Here is an 18489-nt window from a genome sequence, read left to right on the forward strand (position 1 = left end):
ATGGACTTCGAAAAATACACCGAGCGCAGCCGTGGCTTCGTGCAGGCGGCGCAGACCCTGGCCCTGCGGCGCGGCCACCAGCGGCTGACGCCGGAACACCTGCTGAAGACCCTTCTGGACGACAAGGAAGGGCTGGCCTCCAACCTGATCCGTGCGGCCGGCGGCGACCCCGCCCTGTCGCTGTCGGGCGTGGACGCCGAGCTGGACAAGCAGCCCAAGGTGGAGGGTGCCGGCGCCGGGCAGGTGTATCTGACCCCGGAACTGTCGCGCGTGTTCGAGCAGGCCGAGGCGGTCGCCAAGAAGGCCGGCGACAGCTACGTCACCGCGGAACGCATCCTGCTGGCGCTCGCCATGGCCGACGGCACGCCGTCCGCCGCGGTGCTGAAGCGCGCGGGCGTCACCCCGCAGGCGCTCAACACCGCGATCAACGAGGTGCGCAAGGGCCGCACCGCCGACACCGCCAGCGCCGAGCAGGGCTACGACGCGCTGAAGAAATACACCCGCGACCTGACCGAGTCGGCGCGCGAGGGCAAGCTCGACCCGGTGATCGGGCGCGACGAGGAGATCCGCCGCACCATCCAGGTGCTGGCGCGGCGCACCAAGAACAACCCCGTCCTGATCGGCGAGCCGGGCGTCGGCAAGACCGCCATCGTCGAGGGTCTCGCCCAGCGCATCGTCAAGGGCGACGTGCCGGAAGGGCTGAAGAACAAGAAGCTGCTGTCGCTCGACCTCGCCGGCATGGTGGCCGGCGCCAAGTACCGCGGCGAGTTCGAGGAGCGGCTGAAGGCCGTGCTCCAGGAAATCCAGGCGGCGGCGGGCGAGATCATCGTCTTCATCGACGAGCTGCACACGCTGGTCGGGGCCGGCAAGGCGGACGGCGCCATGGACGCCTCCAACATGCTGAAGCCGGCGCTGGCGCGCGGCGAGCTGCATTGCGTCGGCGCCACCACGCTGGACGAATACCGCAAGCACATCGAGAAGGACGCCGCACTCGCCCGGCGCTTCCAGCCCGTCTTCGTGCCGGAACCGACGGTGGAGGACACCATCTCCATCCTGCGCGGCCTGAAGGAGCGCTACGAGGTGCACCACGGCGTGCGCATCACCGACGCGGCCATCGTGTCGGCGGCGACCCTGTCGAACCGCTACATCACCGACCGCTTCCTGCCCGACAAGGCCATCGACCTGATCGACGAGGCGGCCAGCCGCCTGCGCATGGCGGTGGACAGCAAGCCGGAGAACATCGACGAGCTGGACCGCCGCATCATCCAGCTCAAGATCGAGCGGGAGGCGCTGAAGCGCGAGTCCGACGACGCCTCGCGCGCCCGGCTCGCCAACCTGGAAGGCGAGCTGGCCGACCTTGAGCAGGAATCCGCCGAGCTGACCGCCAAGTGGCAGGCCGAGAAGGACCAGCTCCAGGGCGCCCAGAAGATCAAGGAGGATCTGGAGAAGGCCCGCACCGAGCTGGAGCAGGTCCAGCGCGACGGCAACTGGGGCCGGGCCGGTGAACTCGCCTACGGGGTCATCCCCGACCTGGAGAAGCGGCTGAAGGACGCGGAGGCCCACGCCGCCAACCGCATGCTGAACGAGGAGGTGCGCGACAGCGACATCGCCGCCGTGGTCAGCCGCTGGACCGGCGTGCCGGTGGACAAGATGCTGGCCGGCGAGCGGGAGAAGCTGCTGGCGATGGAAACCCGCCTGAAGTCCCGCGTGATCGGCCAGGACGAGGCCATCGTGGCGGTCTCCAACGCCGTCCGCCGCGCCCGCGCCGGCCTGCAGGACCCCAACCGGCCGATCGGCTCCTTCCTGTTCCTCGGTCCGACCGGCGTCGGCAAGACCGAGCTGACCAAGGCGCTGGCCGAATTCCTGTTCGACGACGAGACGGCGATGGTCCGGCTCGACATGTCGGAATACATGGAGAAGCACTCCGTCGCCCGCATGATCGGCGCTCCTCCGGGCTATGTCGGCTATGAGGAGGGCGGGGCGCTGACCGAGGCGGTGCGCCGCCGGCCCTATCAGGTCGTCCTGTTCGACGAGGTGGAGAAGGCCCATCCGGACGTCTTCAACGTGCTGCTCCAGGTGCTCGACGACGGGCGCCTGACCGACGGGCAGGGGCGGACGGTGGACTTCCGCAACGTGGTCATCATCATGACCTCGAACCTCGGCTCCGAGGTGCTGGCGGCCCAGCCGGAAGGCCAGGACAGCGGCGCCGTGCGCGACGAGGTGATGGAGGTGGTGCGCGCCCACTTCCGGCCGGAGTTCCTGAACCGGCTGGACGAGATCCTGCTGTTCCACCGCCTGGACCGCAGCCACATGGGCGGGATCGTCAAGATCCAGCTCGGCCGGCTGATCCGCATGCTGGCCGACCGCGACATCACGCTGGAGGTCGACGAGGCGGCGACGCAATGGCTGGCCGAGGCCGGCTACGACCCGGTCTACGGCGCGCGTCCGCTGAAGCGGGTGATCCAGCGGGAGCTGCAGAACCCGCTGGCCACCATGATCCTGGAGGGCCGCGTCGCCGACGGCCAGACGGTCAAGGTGGGGGCGGAAGGCGGCGAGCTGACCATCAACGGCCTGCCCGTCTCCGCCCAGGTGCGCAGCGCGGCGACCCAGCCGGTGACGACGGTTCACTGATGCCGTTTATTGACGCTGCGGGGGAGGGGCCTTTCGCGAGGCCCCTCCCCCGTCAGGTCACGAACTCCCGCGCCACCGCGGCGAAGTGGCAGGCGGCCGCGATGACGACCAGCCCGTGCCAGACCGGAATGTTGTAGGGCAGGCGGTCGAGCGTGTGGATGAAGGCGCCGACCGTGTAGACGATCCCGCCCACCGCCAGCAGCAGCAAAGTCGCCGGGGACAGCGACCGCCACAGCGGTTCGGCCACCGACAGGATGGCCCAGCCGAGCCCGAGATAGAGCACGAAGCCCAGCCGTTCGTACCGCCAGGAGGCGAACAGCTTCAGCGCCACCCCGCCGAGCGCGACCACCCACACCCCGATCCCCAGCGCGAGCCCGGCGGCGCCGTCCAGCCGGTTCAGGGTGAAGGGGGTGTAGCTGCCGGCGATCATCACATAGATCATCGCGTGGTCGAGCCGCCGCAGCACCGCCTTGCGCCGCCCCGGCGGGGACAGGTTGTAGGCGGCCGACGCGCTCAGCATGCCGACCAGCCCGGCGCCGTAAGCGGCTAGCGACACCATCTCGGTCGCGGAAGCATGGCCCGCCGTCACCGCCAGCAGCCAGAATGCGCCGATCAGGCCGGCGATCAGGCCGATGGCGTGGACAACCGCGTCCGCCGCACGCTCCCCCGCCGTGTGGACGGGAAACTCGAAGCAGGAATCGGGTTTCATGGGACCAGCCTGCCGGAAAGGCGGACGGATGGAAAGCCCTCCCCCCGGCAGTCCGGCCCCACCGGAATCGTTAACTCCGCAGATAGACCCGGTTGATGTAGGGGTCGTAACGGCGGTCCGGATTCGGCAGCACCGGCTGGAGCGGGCCGAAGCGGTTGCGCAGCAGCGTGTATTCGGTGACGACGATCAGCCGGTCGCTGTGCGTCGGCTGGAGAGCCTTGTGCATCCCGATGTTGTCGGCCAGGAAGCAGTCGCCCGCCCGTCCGGTCAGCGCGACGGGCGCCGACGCGCCGTAGACCGCCTCGACCTCGGCGTCGGAATGATTGCGCCGCTCCAGAAGCTCCTGCCCGTGCTGGGAGGCCGGGACGTAGATGTGCGGCCCGCCGCCCATGTCGGTGTCCGTCAGGTACAGGAACATCTTGAAATGACGGATCTGATTGTAGTCCCGGTGGTAGTTCTGCGTGCTGATCCGCGGGTTGGGCCGGGCCAGCGACCACCACACCGACATGCCGTCGATGGTCGGCTTGCAGCCGTGGAAGGCTTCTGCGACCTCCAGGACGAGGGGGTGGTTGATGGTGTCCAGCAGGTGGGGAGCGGCCAGGAACTGCTCCTCCACATAGCGGGCCATCTGTATGTCCGGCGACGGCACCTTGTCGATGGTGAAGGAGCCATATTGCCGGTGGCCGCCGTCGAAGCCGGGCTGTTCCTCGAAGTAGCGCCGCATCGCCGCGACCTGTTCGTCGGTCAGCAGGCGGAAGGCGTCGGTGTAGCCGCGCGTCTCCAGTTGCGTCTTGAAGCTCAACGCCTGTTCGGACGGCTTGAAGCCGGGGGTGCGGGGCCGGAAGGGCGCCAGCAGGGAGGCGGCGAGCTTGCGCCGCGGCTCGATCTTCAGGCGCGGGATGTGATGCCAGACGACGTCGTCGATCCAACGGGCCTTGTTGTTGAACGGTACCTTCACGCGAACAAGCTCCCCGGCAAGCGCAATGGGTGCGAGATGATCAGGTTATTACACTAAAAACGGGAAATATTCACAGATGCTTCGCTTGCGGCATATTGCGCGGGGCGGGGCGGAAGGACTTGTCTCCCGGACAATAAAAGGGGAGCGGACGACCCGTCGCAGCGCTATGGTCCGCAACCCGACGCTGTTCCATGGAACGGTCCGACAAGACGCTTCAGAACGATCATGACCAGACGATCCAGCTTCGCCGCCGGCGCCCGCGACACCCTGCCGATGGTCATCGGCGCGGCGCCCTTCGGGATAATCTTCGGCACGCTGGTGGCCGCCGGGCCGCTGGCGGCGTGGCAGGGGCAGCTCATGTCCCTGTCGGTCTATGCGGGGTCCAGCCAGTTCATCGCGCTGGGGCTGGTGGCCGGGCACGCCGGGCTGGCGGTGATCTGGCTGACCACGCTCATCGTGAACCTGCGCCACGCCCTCTACGCCGCCACGCTGCTGCCGCACGTCGCCCATCTGCCGGCGCGCTGGCGCTGGACGCTGGGCTTCTTCCTGACGGACGAGACCTTCGCGGTGATGGCCGGCTATTACGCCCGGCATCCGCGGGCGCCGCTCGGTCACTGGTACTTCCTGGGCTCCTGCCTGTCGATGTACGCGAACTGGCAGTTCTGGACCCTGGTCGGCCTGCTGTTCGGCGCGGCCTTTCCGCAGCTCCAGTCGCTGGGGCTCGACTTCGCGATGGTCGCCACCTTCATCGCCATCGTCGTCCCGCAGCTCGCCAGCCTGCCCAACTTCGCGGCGGCGGTGGCGGCGGGGGCCGTGGCCTATCTGGGGCAGGACGTGCCCTACAAGCTGGGGCTGATGGCCGCCGTGGTGGCCGGCGTCGCCGTCGGGATGGCCCTGCAGCGCTGGCGTTCCGGCGGGCTGGAGGCCGGACGGCGGGAGGAGGAAGCGGCATGACCGGGACCGTCCTGACCAACACCGTCATGATCCTGGGCATGGCGGCGGTGACCGTCTTCGTGAAGGCGGCGCTGTTCGTGCTGGGCGACCGGGTGGTCTTCCCGCCGCTGCTGAAGCAGGCGCTGGGCTTCGTCCCGGTGACCGTGCTGACCGCCATCATCGTGCCGATGATCCTGTCCCCGAACGGCGAGGGGCTGGAGCTGACCTGGAGGAACCCGCAGCTGGTCGGCGCGCTGGCCGCCGTCCTGGCCTGCGTGGTGACGGGCAAGCAGCTCCTCACCATCGCCGTGGCGCTGGGCGTCTTCTTCGCTTGGCAGCTGGGCGTCCTGGCCTGAGGGCTGGAGGCCTGGGGACCGGAGCTGGCGGCGCCACTTTCCTGCCACAAACAGTGCATAGCCGTTCTGCCGCGGCGCGGTGGCGCGGGCGGGGGCGCATCCTGTATGGTCGCCCGATCGAAAGGGCTACCCAACAGGGTCCGTGATGACCAGACGCCTGCGCCTCGTTCCCGTCTCTCTCGCCGTGGCCTGCACGGTGATGCTGACCGCCTGCCAGACGGGCGAGCGGACCAACCGCGCGCCCGTGGTGCAGGGGACCGCCACCGCATCCCCGGCCGGGCTCGACACCGTCTCCGGCGAGTGGGAAACCGACAAGGCCACCGCGCTGCGCTCGCAGCCGAGCAACAGCGCGCCCATCATCGCCACCTTCCCGCCCGGCCAGCCCCTGAAGGTCCTGGGCCGCGCCCGCGGCACCGACTGGGTGGCGGTGCAGGCGGCGGGGTCGACCGCCTATGTGCGGATGCATCTGCTGCGCCTGCGCGGCAGCGCCCCCATCCAGGCCGCCCGCGGCACGACGACCACCGTCGCCAAGCCGGAGGACAACGCCGGCCCCTCGATCAAGGCCGCCCCGCGCCGCAAGATCGAGGCGACGCCGATCGCGAACTGAGGCGGGGATTGCCCCCACCCCGGCCCTCCCCCGCTGGGCGGGGGAGGGAGAAAAGTCCCCTCCCCTGCGAAAGCGGGGGAGGGTTAGGGTGGGGGCAAGGCCGCCCCGCCCCTCAGAACTCCTTCCAGTCGTCGTCCTCGCTGACGTTGCGCTTGAGCGCGGCGCCCGAATGGGCAACCGTGCGGGCCGCCGGCTTTGCCGCGGCGCGGGCCGGGCGGGGCGTCGGCGCGGCCGAACGCACCGGCGCGACCTGCCGCGGCGTTGCAGCGATGGCCGCAGCGGCGACCGGCACGGCGACCGGCACGGCGCGGGGGTCCAGCTTGAAGAAGCCGATCAGCCCCTTCAGGTCGTTGGCCTGACCGGCCATGGCCTGCGCCGCCGCGGTGGTCTCCTCGACGAGCGCGGCGTTCTTCTGGGTCATCTCGTCCATCTGCGAGACGGTGGCGTTGATCTCATCCAGCGCCGCCGCCTGCTCGCTCGACGCCGAGGCCATCTCGGCGATCAGCCCGGCGACCTGATGGACGCCCGACACGATGCCCTCCAGCGCGTCGCCGGCCTTCTTGACCAGTTCCACCCCGTCCTTCACCTGGGCGTCGCTGTCGAGGATCAGGCCCTTGATCTCCTTGGACGCCTGGGCGGAGCGCTGGGCGAGGTTGCGCACCTCCTGGGCCACCACGGCGAAGCCGCGGCCCGCATCGCCGGCCCGCGCCGCCTCGACCGCCGCGTTCAGCGCCAGCAGGTTGGTCTGGAAGGCGATCTCGTCGATCACCCCGATGATGTCGGTGATCTTGCGGCTCGACGCCTCGATGCGCTTCATCGCCTCGATGGCCGAGTCCGCCACCGTCCCGCCGGACTCGGCGGCGGTGCGGGCGTCGGCGGCCATGCCGTTGGCGCGCTGGGCGTTGTCGGCGTTGGAGCGCACGGTCGCCCCCAGCTCCTCCATGCTCGCCGCCGTCTCCTCCAGAGAGGACGCCTGCTGCTCCGTCCGCTCCGCGAGGTCGGAGGAGCCGATGGAGACCTCGCCCGCCGCCGAGGCGATGGTGTCCGCCGCCTGGGTGATCTGGCCGACGATCTCCGACAGCTTGGCGGAGGTGGCGTTGACGTCGGTCTTCAGCGTCTGGAAGGCGCCCTCGTAGTCGCGCTGCACCCGCTTGTTGAGGTCGCCCTGGGCGAGTGCGCTGAGCACCGCGCCGAGGTCGGCGATGACCGCCTCCACCGTGTCGGTCAGGCGGTTGATGCCCGCCGACATCGTCCGGTAGAAGCCGTCCTTGCCGGCCAACTCCAGGCGGCGCGACAGGTCGCCCTTCGACACGCCGTCGATCAGCGCGGCGATCTCCTCGCCGATGGCCGTCTCGCGGGCGCGCTGCGCCTCGTCGGCCCGGCGCTCGGCCTCCAGCCGCTCGCGTTCGGCCTTGTCCATCGCCTTCTTCTGGATGGCGTTGTCCTTGAACACCTGCACCGCCTGCGCCATCTGCCCGATCTCGTCGCCGCGGTCGAGGCCGGGAACGGCGACGTCCAGCTTGTCGGCGGCGAGGTCGTGCATGGTCGCGCTCATCGCCCGCACGGCACCCATCTGGCGGCGGACCAGGAAGAAGCTGACCAGACCGAAGGCCAGCGTGACCAGCGGCGCCACCACCAGGATGGTGTGCTCCACCTCGTCCACCACCCTCATCACGTCGGCCCGCTTCAGCCCGACGAACAGCACGCCGACCACCGAGCCCGAGGCGTCGAGCAGCGGGTCGTAGGAGGTGAAGTAGCGCTCGCCCAGGATGTCGGCCTCGCCGCGGTAGGGCTTGCGCTGCGTGATGACGCTGTCGAAGACCGGCCCGGCGCCCAGCTTCGTGCCGTTGGCCCGGCTGCCGTCGGGGTTCTGCACGGTGGTGGCGACGCGGGTGTCCCCGCGGAACACCGTGGCCGAGCCGCCGGTCAGCTCGTGGATCTGGTCGACCATCCGGGTGTCGCCGTCGACCCGCGTCGATCCGACATAAAGCGCGCCGTCGCGCAGGCTGTAGTCGGCGCCGTTCTGCTTCAGCAGCATGTGGGCCAGCGCCATGCTGCGCTCCCGCTGCTCCTGCGCGGAGGCGGCGCTGCGGTCGCTCAGCACCTGGCTGGAAGCCAGCGTCAGCACGCCGGCCAGGATGAACAGCCCCAGCACGTTCAGCAGGGACAGTTTGGCGGTCAGGGAGAGGTTTTTCAGCACGTTCGGCCCTATGCGGCAATCGCTCCGCAGCCCTCGCCAACGGAGATAGGCATTAAGTCTAATACGGTTTTATCCATTCGTCCGCGTGCAATTTTTCGGAGATCGATTCCCGTTTTCCGTGTGGAAGCGCTCCGGCGGACCGCCATGCATCCGGCGCACGGCCCGTCTTCCTTGGTTGGCGCCGCATGTGGCCCTAGTTTAGGGCAGCCGCTCTTGGCAACCGACCCTTTTCCCGGACCCCTCCATGCGCCGCCGCACCAGCACCCCCAGCCCGGCCCCCAGCTATGCGGAGGCCGCGTCCAGCACCGGCGACATGGCGGCGCTGCGCTCGCTCGTCCCCTATCTGTGGCCGAATGATTCCTTCGAGACGAAGCTGCGCGTGGTGGTGGCGCTGGTCCTGCTGGTCGGCGCCAAGGTGGCGAACGTCTGGGTGCCGCTCTTCTACAAGCGGGCGGTGGACGCCCTGTCGCCGGGGGACGCCGGGGCGCTGGTGACCATCCCGCTGGGGCTGATCGTCGCCTACGGTCTGGCGCGGGTGATGTCGCTGGTCTTCGCGGAGCTGCGCGACGCGGTGTTCGCCAACGTCGCCCAGCGCACGATCCGCAAGGTCGCCCTGTCGGTCTTCCAGCATCTGCACGCCCTGTCGCTGCGCTTCCATCTGGAGCGGCAGACCGGCGGCCTGACCCGCTCGCTGGAGCGCGGCACCCGCGCCATCGAGACGCTGCTGCGCTACGCCCTGTTCTCCATCGTGCCGACGCTGGTCGAGATCACGCTGGTCTGCGTGATCCTGTGGCGGATGTTCGACGGCTGGTTCGCGCTGGCGACCTTCGCCACGGTGGGCAGCTACATCGCCTACACCTTCTTCGTGTCGGAATGGCGCATCCAGTTCCGCCGTGCCATGAACGAGACCGACAACAAGGCCAACACCAAGGCGGTGGACAGCCTGCTGAACTACGAGACCGTCAAGTATTTCGGCAACGAGGGGCATGAGGCCCGGCGCTACGACCAGGCGCTGGCGTCCTACGAGCAGGCGGCGGTGAAGAGCCAGCGCAGCCTGTCGCTGCTGAACATCGGCCAGTCGGCGATCATCTCGCTGGGGCTGGCGGTGGTCATGGGCATGGCGGCGCGCGGCATCGTCAACGGCACGATGACGCTGGGCGACTTCGTGCTGGTGAACACCTACCTGCTCCAGCTCTACCAGCCGCTGAACTTCTTCGGGGTGGTGTACCGCGAGATCAAGCAGGCGCTGATCGACGTGGAATCGATGGTGACGCTGCTGTCCGTGGACCGCGAGGTGGCCGACCGTCCGGGCGCCCCGGCGCTCGCCATCACGGGGGGCGAGCTGCGCTTCGACGGGGTGGAGTTCGGCTACGACCCGCGCCGGCCGATCCTGAAGGGGGTGGGCTTCACCGTGCCCGCCGGGCGGACGGTGGCCATCGTCGGCCCGTCCGGGGCGGGCAAATCGACCATCGGGCGGCTGCTGTTCCGCTTCTACGACGTGTCGGGCGGGCGCATCCTGATCGACGGGCAGGACATCCGGGAGGTGACCCAGCAATCGCTGCGCGGCGCCATCGGCATCGTCCCGCAGGACACGGTGCTGTTCAACGACACGGTCTATTACAACATCGCCTATGGCCGCCCCGGCGCCTCCCCGGCGGAGGTCGAGCAGGCGGCCCGGCTGGCCCACATCCACAACTTCATCATGGCGTTGCCCGACGGCTACGAGACCACGGTGGGGGAGCGCGGGCTGAAGCTGTCCGGCGGCGAGAAGCAGCGCGTCGCCATCGCCCGCACCATCCTGAAGAACCCGGCGATCCTGCTGTTCGACGAGGCGACCTCGGCGCTCGACACCCACACCGAGCGGGAGATCCAGGCCAACCTGCGCGAGGTCAGCCGGGGCCGCACCACGCTGGTGATCGCGCACCGCCTGTCCACCGTGATCGACGCCGACGAGATCCTGGTGATGGAGGCCGGTCGTGTGATCGAACGGGGACGCCACATGGAACTGCTGTCGCGCGGCGGCGCCTATGCCGCATTGTGGGCGCGGCAGCAGGAATCCTCGCAAGGGCCGGAGCCGGTTCCGGAAGTCCTTGCCCCCACCTGAGCCCTTTCCCACCTGAACCCATCATCACGACGGAGCATCCCTTTGGGACCGGTACGGCAGGCGCTGCGCGAGGCGACCCGCGACATCCATGAACGGCTGGACCGGGCGGCGGTCCTGCGTCCTCTGACCAGCCCGTCGATCACGGCGGACGAGTACCGCGACGCCCTGATCGCCCTGCACGGCTTCAACGCCCCCATCGAGCGGGCGCTGGGCGAGGGGGCCGAACGGCTGGACCTGCTGCGCGCCGATCTGGCCGATCTGGGGATCGACGCGGACGCCCTGCCGGTGGCCCGGTCGCTGCCGGCGCTGGACAGCCTGCCGGCGCGGCTGGCGGCGCGCTACGTGCTGGACGGCTCCGCCCACGGCGGGCGGGCGATGCTGCCCAACGTCACCCGCGCTCTGGGCTTCGACGCCACGCGCGGCGCGCGCTTCCTGGCGTCCGCCGGGATCGACATGGCCGGCCGCTGGAAGGCGCTGCTCGCCCGGCTGGAAAGCGATCTCGACACGCCCGAGTCGGCGCGGACGGCCTGCGCCACCGCGGTCGCCCTGTTCGCCGCGCTGGAGGTCTGGCTGGACGGGCTGGTCGCGAATGTTCGATCCGGGGCCGCCTGAGCCCTGGGGAGGACGGCGGATCGACGCAGCGGATCGACGCGGGGGCTTCACCGCGCCCGCCGCGCCCGCTAGGGTCCTGCCATGACGACCGCTCCCGCCCCTGCCCTCAACACCCCCGCCGCGCTCGCCGACGCGGTGCTGCGGGGTGACCGCCGCGCGCTCGCCCGCGCCATCACGCTGATCGAATCGACCCGGCGCGATCACCGCGCCCAGGCCGACGCCCTGCTGGAGACGCTGCTGCCCCACACCGGGAACTCGGTGCGGGTGGGCATTTCCGGCGTGCCGGGGGTGGGCAAGTCGACCTTCATCGAGGCGTTCGGGCAGCACGTCATCGCGCGGGGGCACAAGGTGGCGGTGTTGGCCATCGACCCGTCGTCGCAGCGCACCGGCGGCTCCATCCTGGGCGACAAGACCCGCATGGTGGACCTGTCGCGCGAGCCGGACGCCTTCATCCGCCCGTCGCCCGCCGGCGCCACGCTGGGCGGCGTGGCCCGCCGCACGCGCGAGGCCATGCTGATCTGCGAGGCGGCGGGCTTCGACGTGATCGTGGTGGAGACGGTGGGCGTCGGCCAGTCGGAGACGGCGGTGGCCGACATGGTCGACCTGTTCATGCTGCTGCTGCTGCCCGCCGGGGGCGACGAGCTTCAGGGCATCAAGAAGGGCATCGTCGAGCTGGCCGACCTCGTGGTCGTCAACAAGGCGGACGGCGACCTCGCCACCACGGCGCGGCATACCGTCGCGGACTATCGCCACGCCCTGACCCTGCTGCGCCACGGCGACTGGCGCGTGCCGGTGCTCAGCTGCTCGGCCATCACCAGGGCCGGCATCGATTCGGTGTGGGAGACCATCGGGGAGCACAAGGCCATCACCGAGGCGTCCGGCGTCCGCGCCACGCGCCGCGCCGAGCAGGCCCGCGCCTGGCTGTGGAGCGAGATCCGCGAGACGCTGGTGGACGCCTTCAAGGCGCACCCCGCCGTGCGCGCCGACCTGTCCGCGCTGGAGTCGCGCGTGACCGGCGGCGCCGTCACCCCCGCCGCCGCCGCACGCATTCTGCTTGAAAAGTTCCTCGGGCGCCCGGTGGAGTAGGTCCTTTCGGGTATGCTGCACCGCAACATTTCCGTTGCGCGGTGAATCTCCCGTGCATAAGGTGGCATGGGCGGGAAAGGAGCGCCTTTGTGGCGCTTGGGCGAGAGGTTTGCCCGCAGTCTCCTGGGGTATGAGCCGGAGTTGACTTGTCCGAAACCGCCTCCGCGTCGAGTCGTCAACGGGAGACCTTAGGACATGGCCGCCAACTTTCTGGACCTTTTCGAGCGCTTCAATCCCCTGACCTCGGGGCCCCTGACCTTGGGCCCCCTGGCCCTGTCGCCGCTGGGCAAGGCGAACGCCGAGACCTACGCCGCCCGCGGCACGCGCGTCGCCGGCGTGGTGCAGGACGGCTGCCGCCGCCTGCTCGACGGCGTGACCGCCGGCATCGGCGAGACGACCCACCTCGCCGGCGAATTCGCCAAGGTGCGCAGCCCGGCGGACCTCGTGGCCGTCCAGCGCGAATGGGCGACCGTCGCCCAGGCCCGGGTCGTCAACCAGGTGCAGACCGTCCTCGACGTCTCCGCGAAGATCGCCGCCGAGTTGGGCGTCGCCCCGGTGGCCCTGTCGCCGGCCGCTCCGGCGCCGAAGGCCGTTCCGGCTGCCGCTCCGGTCGCCGCGCCGGCTCCCGCTCCGAAGGCGGAAGCCCCCAAGGCCGCGGCCCCCGCCGTCGAAGCGCCGAAGGCCGAGGCGCCGAAGGCTGAGGCGAAGGTCGAGGTGAAGGCTGAGGCGGCTCCCGCTCCGGCGCCGAAGAAGGCCCCGGTGGCCCGCAAGGCTCCGGCCAAGGCCGCCGCTCCGGCGGCCCCGAAGGCCGCCCCGAAGGCCGCCCCGAAGGCCGAGGCGCCCGCTGCGAAGGCGGAGCCGGTGAAGGCGGCCGCCCCGAAGGTCGAAGCTCCGAAGGTCGAAGCCCCGAAGGCCGAAACGCCGAAGGTCGAGGCGGCCCCCGCCCCGGCGCCCAAGGCGGAAGCCCCGAAAGCCGACGTGAAGGCTGAAGACAAGAAGGCCGAGGCCCCGAAGGTCGAAGCCCCCAAGGCCGAAGCCGCCAAGACGGAAGCGCCGAAGCCGGAAGCTGCCAAGGCCGCCCCGAAGGCCGCCGCTCCCGCGGCCCAGTGATTCACCGGATCGCGGTCCCCGCCGGCCCGGGGACCGTCGATCGGCGCGCGCCCGTCTCTTCCTTCCTTGACGGGCGCGCGCTTGTTCGACTATAACGCCGCCTCCTTCGGGCGGAATGCTGCCCGGGACCGGGTTTCATTTGCTAAAATAAAGGATCAGTCCGATGGCACGTCGGTGCTCCGTGACCGGTAAGGGCACGCAGTTTGGCAACAACGTCAGCCACGCCAACAACAAGACCCGCCGCCGTTTCCAGCCGAACCTGCAGGAAACCGCGCTGCTGAGCGACGCTCTGGGTCAGATGGTGCGCCTGCGTATCTCCACCAACGCGATCCGTTCGATCGAGCACAAGGGCGGCCTCGACGCCTTCCTGCTCGACGCGAAGGACGAGGTCCTCAGCCTGGATGCGCGCCGCCTGAAGCGCCGCATCGCCAAGGCCCAGGACAAGCAGCAGGCCGTCGCGGCCTGAGGCTGACCGCCTGGAGGCGCCGGAGCGCGTCCAGGCGATTCTGGTGACGTCACCGCGGGGCGGCAAACTCCGCGGCCGGGCGCAAGCCCCACACCAGGACGACTCCGACTCTCGGTTGCACCGAACCCCGGTTGAGAGTGCCGCGCGCATCGCCGAAAGGCTTTGCGCGCGTTTTGTCGTTTTCGGGGCTTGTCCTAAAACGACCGCTGCACGCCCAGCAGCAGGCGGTAGCGCGGCGAATCGGGACCGAACCCGACGCCCACACCGGCCCCCACGGCGAGGTCTTCGCCGACGAGATGCCGGACGCCGGCCTCCAGGAAATTGTCGGCCTTGCCGCGCTCCTGCGACTGCTCGCGCACCACGTCGAAGGCCACCGCGGTGGCGGGGCCGACCGGGGCGTTCATGCCGGCGGCCATGATGAAGCGGTTCTCGCGCTCGCCCGGCTCCGGATCGAACAGATGCCGCCAGGACAGGTTGGCGTGCAGGCGCGGCGCGCCGGCGGCGGGCCCAAGCGGCTGGGTCAGGCGCCCGGTGATCCCAGCCTCGGTCGTCTTGCTCCCCGACCCATAGGGGATGCTGACCAGCGGCTCCACCGACAGGCCCAGCCGCCCCTGCGACGGTTCACGGATGTTGTATTCGGCGGACAGCTTGACGTCGCCCTGCTGCGCGTCGTCGGCGTTGCCCACGCGGTAGCCGGGATTGACCTTCAGCGCCAAGCCGTTGGCCACGCCGACCTGGAACTCCGGGTCGAAGGTCAGGCGGTTGCGCCCGCCGTCCCCCTTCAGCCGGTCGAAGAAGGCGCGAACCTTCACGTCGACGCTGCCCTTCTCGATGGCGGCGGCGTCCTCGACGGTGATCGGCAGCTCCGACGACAGCGCCATGCGCTCGTCGTCCTGCGCGCGGGCGCTTCCGGCGGCGGCGAGCAGCCCGGCGGCGAGGGTGAGGCCCGCGAGGGCGGCGTGGCGCATGTCTGCTTTCCCGAACCGGTGGCGTTTGCCGAACAACAGCCGGACGGGGCGAACGGGCCGCGGAGGGGAGGGGGTTACTCCACCGAGTCGGGGTCTTCGGCGTCCACCACCCGCCGGGCGATGTCGTAGGCGAAGCCGGCGCGGCCCAGCGCCGCCAGATCCTTGTCGCGGAACGCCGCGCGCTTCTCCGGCAGGCGGTAGGGGCCGAGGCGGCGGCGGCGGGCCAGCGCCAGGGCGGCGGTCAGGTTCAGGTCGCCCTCCACCTCCTCGTCCAGCGACTCCAGGGCGCGGTCGGCCTCGTCGCGGCCGATGCCCTTGGCGGACAGCTTCTCGCGGATGGCGCGGGTCGAGGTGCCGCGGCGGTGCAGGCTGGCCGCGCGCATCTCCGCGTAGGCCACGTCGTTCAGCAGGCCGCTGCGCTGGTAGCGGGCGATCAGGTCCTCGACCCAGCGCGCGCCCTCCGCCGGGTCGGTGCCGTGGGCCTGGGCGGAGCGGTCGACCTTGCGCATCAGCACGCGCCGCAGGCTGGCCGACGAGCTGGCGAAGCGCTGGAGATAGTGCAGGGCCGCGTTCTCCAGATACTGGGCGGTGACGAGGCGCGGCGGCTTGCGGGCCGGCGGCTGGTCGCGGGTCATGGCTGTCTCCCGTCCGGGGGCGGTTGCCGGAACGGGCGGCGCGCCCTAAAGTCCGGTCCAATCCTGTGAATCGTGGTGCGATGACTCATCCTCTCCCTCCCATGCCTCGCCAGGTCGGCGCCGTCAACTGGGTCGGCCTGTGGACCCTCTACGCGCGCGAGGTGCGCCGGTTCCTGAAGGTGCACCAGCAGACCGTCTGGGCGCCCGTGGTCACCACCCTGCTGTTCTACGCCGTCTTCGCGCTGGCGCTGGGCGGTGCGGTGCGGATGATCGGGACGGTGCCCTATCTGGAGTTCCTGGCGCCCGGCCTGATCATGATGGCGATGGCCCAGAACGCCTTCGCCAACACCTCCTCCTCCGTGGTGATCGCGAAGGTCCAGGGCAACATCGTCGACATCCTGATGCCGCCGATGGCCCCGCTGGAGCTGGTCTTCGGCTTCGTCATGGGCGGGGTGACGCGCGGCCTGCTGGTCGGACTGGTCACCGGTCTGGCGATCTGGGCCTTCGTCCCGGTGCGCATCGCCCATCCGGAGTTCGTGATCTTCCACGCCCTGATGGCCTCCATGCTGCTGTCGCTGCTCGGGCTGGTCGGCGGCATCTGGTCGGAGAAGTTCGACAACATCGCGGCGGTGACCAACTTCGTGGTGACGCCGCTGTCCTTCCTGTCGGGCACCTTCTATTCGGTGGAGACGCTGCCGCCGGTCTTCTGGTGGATCGCCCATTTCGACCCGTTCTTCTACATGATCGACGGCTTCCGCTACGGCTTCATCGGGCGGTCGGACGGTACGCTGGGGATCGGGATTCTCGTCATGCTGGCCGTCAACGGCGCCCTGTGGTGGCTGGCCTGGCGCATGCTGAAGACGGGCTACAAGCTGAAGGCGTAAATCCGCGCGAATCCGGTCGAATCCGGCCGGTCGGCGTAGCCAATCCGTTGACAGGCCGAAGTGACATCTTGATATTCGACGGTTCCCGGCGGGCGAGGGTGTCCGCCGGGCTTTCCTCATTCGGAGGTTTTCGCTGTGATTCCGGTCGTCATGCCCACATATGCCCGCGCCGACATCGTGTTCGAGCGCGGCGAAGGTCCGTATCTGTACGCGACCGACGGGCGACGATTCCTCGACTTCGCCGCCGGTGTGGCGGTGAACGTCCTCGGCCACGCGAATCCCTATCTGGTCGAGGCGCTGACCGCCCAGGCCCACAAGCTCTGGCACACCTCCAACCTGTTCCGGGTCGCCGGGCAGGAGAGCCTTGCCAAGCGGCTGACCGAGGCCACCTTCGCCGACACCGTGTTCTTCACGAACTCGGGCGCCGAGGCGTGGGAGTGCGGCGCCAAGCTGATCCGCAAATACCATTACGAGAAGGGCGACAAGGCCCGCACCCGCATCATCACCTTCGAGCAGGCCTTCCACGGCCGCACGCTGGCCGCGGTGTCGGCGGCGCAGCAGGAGAAGCTGATCAAGGGCTTCGGCCCGCTGCTCGACGGCTTCGACCTCGTGCCCTTCGGCGATCTGGAGGCGGTGCGCGCCGCCATCACCGATCGGACCGCCGCCATCTGCCTGGAGCCGATCCAGGGCGAGGGCGGCATCCGCGCCGGCTCGGTGGAGTTCCTGCGCGGGCTGCGCGAGCTGTGCGACCAGCACGGGCTGCTGCTGTTCCTGGACGAGATCCAGTGCGGCATGGGCCGCACCGGCAAGCTGTTCGCCCATGAATGGGCCGGCATCACGCCGGACGTCATGGCGGTGGCCAAGGGCATCGGCGGCGGCTTCCCGCTGGGCGCCTGCCTCGCGACGGAAAAGGCGGCGTCGGGCATGACCGCCGGCACCCACGGCTCGACCTACGGCGGCAACCCGCTGGCCACCGCGGTCGGCAACGCCGTCCTGGACAAGGTGCTGGAGCCCGGCTTCCTCGACCATGTGCAGCGCATCGGCGGCCTGCTCCAGGAGCGTCTGGCCGGGCTGGTGGCCGGGAACCCGTCGGTCTTCAAGGGCGTGCGCGGCCAGGGGCTGATGCTCGGCCTCGTCTGCGGCCCGGCGGTCGGCGACGTGGTGGCGGCATTGCGCGCCAACGGCCTGCTGTCCGTTCCGGCGGGCGACAACGTGGTCCGGCTGCTGCCGCCGCTCAACATCGGCGAAGCCGAGGTGGAGGAGGCCGTGGCCATCCTCGCCAAGACCGCCAAGGAGCTGGTGTGATGTCCGCCGTTCGTCATTTCCTCGACATCGACCGGCTGGACAAGGCGACCCTGCGCCAGATCCTCGCCATGGCCGCGACCATCAAGAAGGACATCCCGGCCTACCGCTCGCTGTTCGCGGGCCGCACGCTGGCGATGATCTTCGAGAAGCCGTCGACCCGCACCCGCGTCTCCTTCGAGGTGGGCATGCGCCAGCTCGGCGGCGACGTGGTGGTGCTGAAGCCCGACGACATGCAGCTCGGCCGCGGCGAGACCATCGGCGACACCGCCCGCGTCCTGTCCCGCTACGTGGACGCGGTGATGGTCCGCACCATGGGCGAGGAGCGCGTGCACGAGCTGGCCGAGTTCGCCTCCGTGCCGATCATCAACGGCCTGACCGACCAGTCGCACCCCTGCCAGATCATGGCCGACGTGATGACCTTCGAGGAGCATCGCGGCCCCATCGAAGGGCGCACGGTGGCCTGGATCGGCGACGTGAACAACGTGGCGGTGAGCTGGGTCCATGTCGCGGTGCGCCTCGGCGTGGAGATCCGCCTCGGCTGCCCGGACATCTACGGCCCGGCGCCGGAGCTGCTGGACTGGGTGAAGCGCGAGGGCGGGCGGATCACCGTCACCACCTCGCCGGAGGAGGCCGTGCGCGGCGCCGACTGCGTGGTCACCGACGCCTGGGCCTCCATGCACAACACCGACGTGGACGAGCGGGCGGCGATCCTGGGTCCCTATCAGGTCAACGAGGCGCTGATGGCGCTGGCCGCCCCCGATGCCCTGTTCATGCACTGCCTGCCCGCCCACCGCGGGGAGGAGGTGACCGACGGGGTGATCGACGGCCGGCACTCGGTCGTCTGGGACGAGGCGGAAAATCGCCTGCACGCCCAGAAGGCCATACTGGCATGGTGCCTCGGCGCCACTATTTAAGAGCACTTGGG

General features: G+C 70.0%; 17 protein-coding genes. 12 read left to right on the forward strand and 5 right to left on the reverse strand.

Features of this window, described 5'->3' with window-relative positions:
- The gene (gene clpB, locus TSH58p_RS26115; RefSeq protein ID WP_109069138.1) at positions 1–2631 is read left to right on the forward strand and encodes an ATP-dependent chaperone ClpB; all 2631 of its coding nucleotides are present in this window, start codon (positions 1–3) and stop codon (positions 2629–2631) included.
- 52 nt (positions 2632–2683) lie between these two features.
- Here clpB and TSH58p_RS26120 read toward each other — a convergent pair whose 3' ends face one another.
- Together TSH58p_RS26120 and TSH58p_RS26125 are read right to left on the reverse strand one after the other, a co-directional pair.
- A complete protein-coding gene (locus tag TSH58p_RS26120) occupies positions 2684–3340 on the reverse strand; it encodes a hemolysin III family protein (protein WP_109069137.1) in 657 nt (218 codons plus the stop codon).
- A gap of 70 nt (positions 3341–3410) precedes the next feature.
- On the reverse strand, positions 3411–4298 hold the full coding sequence (locus TSH58p_RS26125) for a phytanoyl-CoA dioxygenase family protein (RefSeq protein ID WP_109069136.1): 888 nt from the start codon (positions 4296–4298) through the stop codon (positions 3411–3413).
- A 225-nt stretch (positions 4299–4523) separates the two neighbouring features.
- Between TSH58p_RS26125 and TSH58p_RS26130 the strand changes: the two genes are divergently transcribed.
- The 3 genes from TSH58p_RS26130 to TSH58p_RS26140 all read left to right on the forward strand — a co-directional run bounded on the left by TSH58p_RS26130 (position 4524) and on the right by TSH58p_RS26140 (position 6194).
- Positions 4524–5252, forward strand: a complete 729-nt coding sequence (locus TSH58p_RS26130) for an AzlC family ABC transporter permease (protein WP_109069135.1) — start codon at positions 4524–4526, stop codon at positions 5250–5252.
- An 11-nt stretch (positions 5253–5263) separates the two neighbouring features.
- Positions 5264–5587, forward strand: coding sequence for an AzlD domain-containing protein (locus tag TSH58p_RS26135; protein ID WP_109069212.1), 324 nt, complete (start codon positions 5264–5266; stop codon positions 5585–5587).
- A gap of 145 nt (positions 5588–5732) precedes the next feature.
- Positions 5733–6194, forward strand: a complete 462-nt coding sequence (locus tag TSH58p_RS26140) for an SH3 domain-containing protein (protein WP_109069134.1) — start codon at positions 5733–5735, stop codon at positions 6192–6194.
- Between the two features lie 112 nt (positions 6195–6306).
- Here TSH58p_RS26140 and TSH58p_RS26145 read toward each other — a convergent pair whose 3' ends face one another.
- Entirely contained in the window at positions 6307–8394 is a 2088-nt protein-coding gene (locus TSH58p_RS26145) for a methyl-accepting chemotaxis protein (RefSeq protein ID WP_109469559.1), read from the reverse strand.
- Between the two features lie 244 nt (positions 8395–8638).
- Here TSH58p_RS26145 and TSH58p_RS26150 point away from each other — a divergent pair, with 244 nt between their 5' ends.
- The 5 genes from TSH58p_RS26150 to rpmB all read left to right on the forward strand — a co-directional run bounded on the left by TSH58p_RS26150 (position 8639) and on the right by rpmB (position 13772).
- Positions 8639–10498 carry an ABC transporter ATP-binding protein/permease gene (locus TSH58p_RS26150; RefSeq protein WP_109469560.1) on the forward strand — a complete coding sequence of 620 codons (1860 nt, stop codon included), beginning with the start codon at positions 8639–8641 and terminating at the stop codon, positions 10496–10498.
- A gap of 42 nt (positions 10499–10540) precedes the next feature.
- Positions 10541–11110, forward strand: coding sequence for a biliverdin-producing heme oxygenase (locus TSH58p_RS26155; protein ID WP_109469561.1), 570 nt, complete (start codon positions 10541–10543; stop codon positions 11108–11110).
- A gap of 81 nt (positions 11111–11191) precedes the next feature.
- On the forward strand, positions 11192–12196 hold the full coding sequence (gene meaB / locus TSH58p_RS26160; protein WP_109469562.1) for a methylmalonyl Co-A mutase-associated GTPase MeaB: 1005 nt from the start codon (positions 11192–11194) through the stop codon (positions 12194–12196).
- Positions 12197–12391: 195 nt separating this feature from the next.
- Positions 12392–13306, forward strand: coding sequence for a phasin family protein (locus TSH58p_RS26165; RefSeq protein WP_109469563.1), 915 nt, complete (start codon positions 12392–12394; stop codon positions 13304–13306).
- 163 nt (positions 13307–13469) lie between these two features.
- On the forward strand, positions 13470–13772 hold the full coding sequence (gene rpmB, locus TSH58p_RS26170) for a 50S ribosomal protein L28 (RefSeq protein ID WP_109469564.1): 303 nt from the start codon (positions 13470–13472) through the stop codon (positions 13770–13772).
- 194 nt (positions 13773–13966) lie between these two features.
- Here rpmB and TSH58p_RS26175 read toward each other — a convergent pair whose 3' ends face one another.
- Positions 13967–14740: a hypothetical protein gene (locus TSH58p_RS26175; RefSeq protein WP_247874352.1), complete on the reverse strand. Its 774-nt coding sequence runs from the start codon at positions 14738–14740 to the stop codon at positions 13967–13969.
- A 74-nt stretch (positions 14741–14814) separates the two neighbouring features.
- The gene (locus tag TSH58p_RS26180) at positions 14815–15375 is read right to left on the reverse strand and encodes a regulatory protein RecX (protein WP_109469565.1); all 561 of its coding nucleotides are present in this window, start codon (positions 15373–15375) and stop codon (positions 14815–14817) included.
- An 80-nt stretch (positions 15376–15455) separates the two neighbouring features.
- Here TSH58p_RS26180 and TSH58p_RS26185 point away from each other — a divergent pair, with 80 nt between their 5' ends.
- The 3 genes from TSH58p_RS26185 to argF all read left to right on the forward strand — a co-directional run bounded on the left by TSH58p_RS26185 (position 15456) and on the right by argF (position 18478).
- Positions 15456–16259 (forward strand): ABC transporter permease, encoded by an 804-nt coding sequence (locus TSH58p_RS26185; RefSeq protein WP_109469566.1) that lies wholly within the window; start codon positions 15456–15458, stop codon positions 16257–16259.
- Positions 16260–16409: 150 nt separating this feature from the next.
- Positions 16410–17564 (forward strand): aspartate aminotransferase family protein, encoded by a 1155-nt coding sequence (locus tag TSH58p_RS26190; protein ID WP_109469620.1) that lies wholly within the window; start codon positions 16410–16412, stop codon positions 17562–17564.
- On the forward strand, positions 17564–18478 hold the full coding sequence (gene argF / locus TSH58p_RS26195; RefSeq protein WP_109469567.1) for an ornithine carbamoyltransferase: 915 nt from the start codon (positions 17564–17566) through the stop codon (positions 18476–18478). The genes TSH58p_RS26190 and argF overlap by 1 nt, the downstream gene beginning before the upstream one ends.
- Positions 18479–18489 lie beyond the last annotated feature (11 nt).

The sequence above is a fragment of the Azospirillum sp. TSH58 genome, assembly GCF_003119115.1.
GTDB lineage: Bacteria > Pseudomonadota > Alphaproteobacteria > Azospirillales > Azospirillaceae > Azospirillum.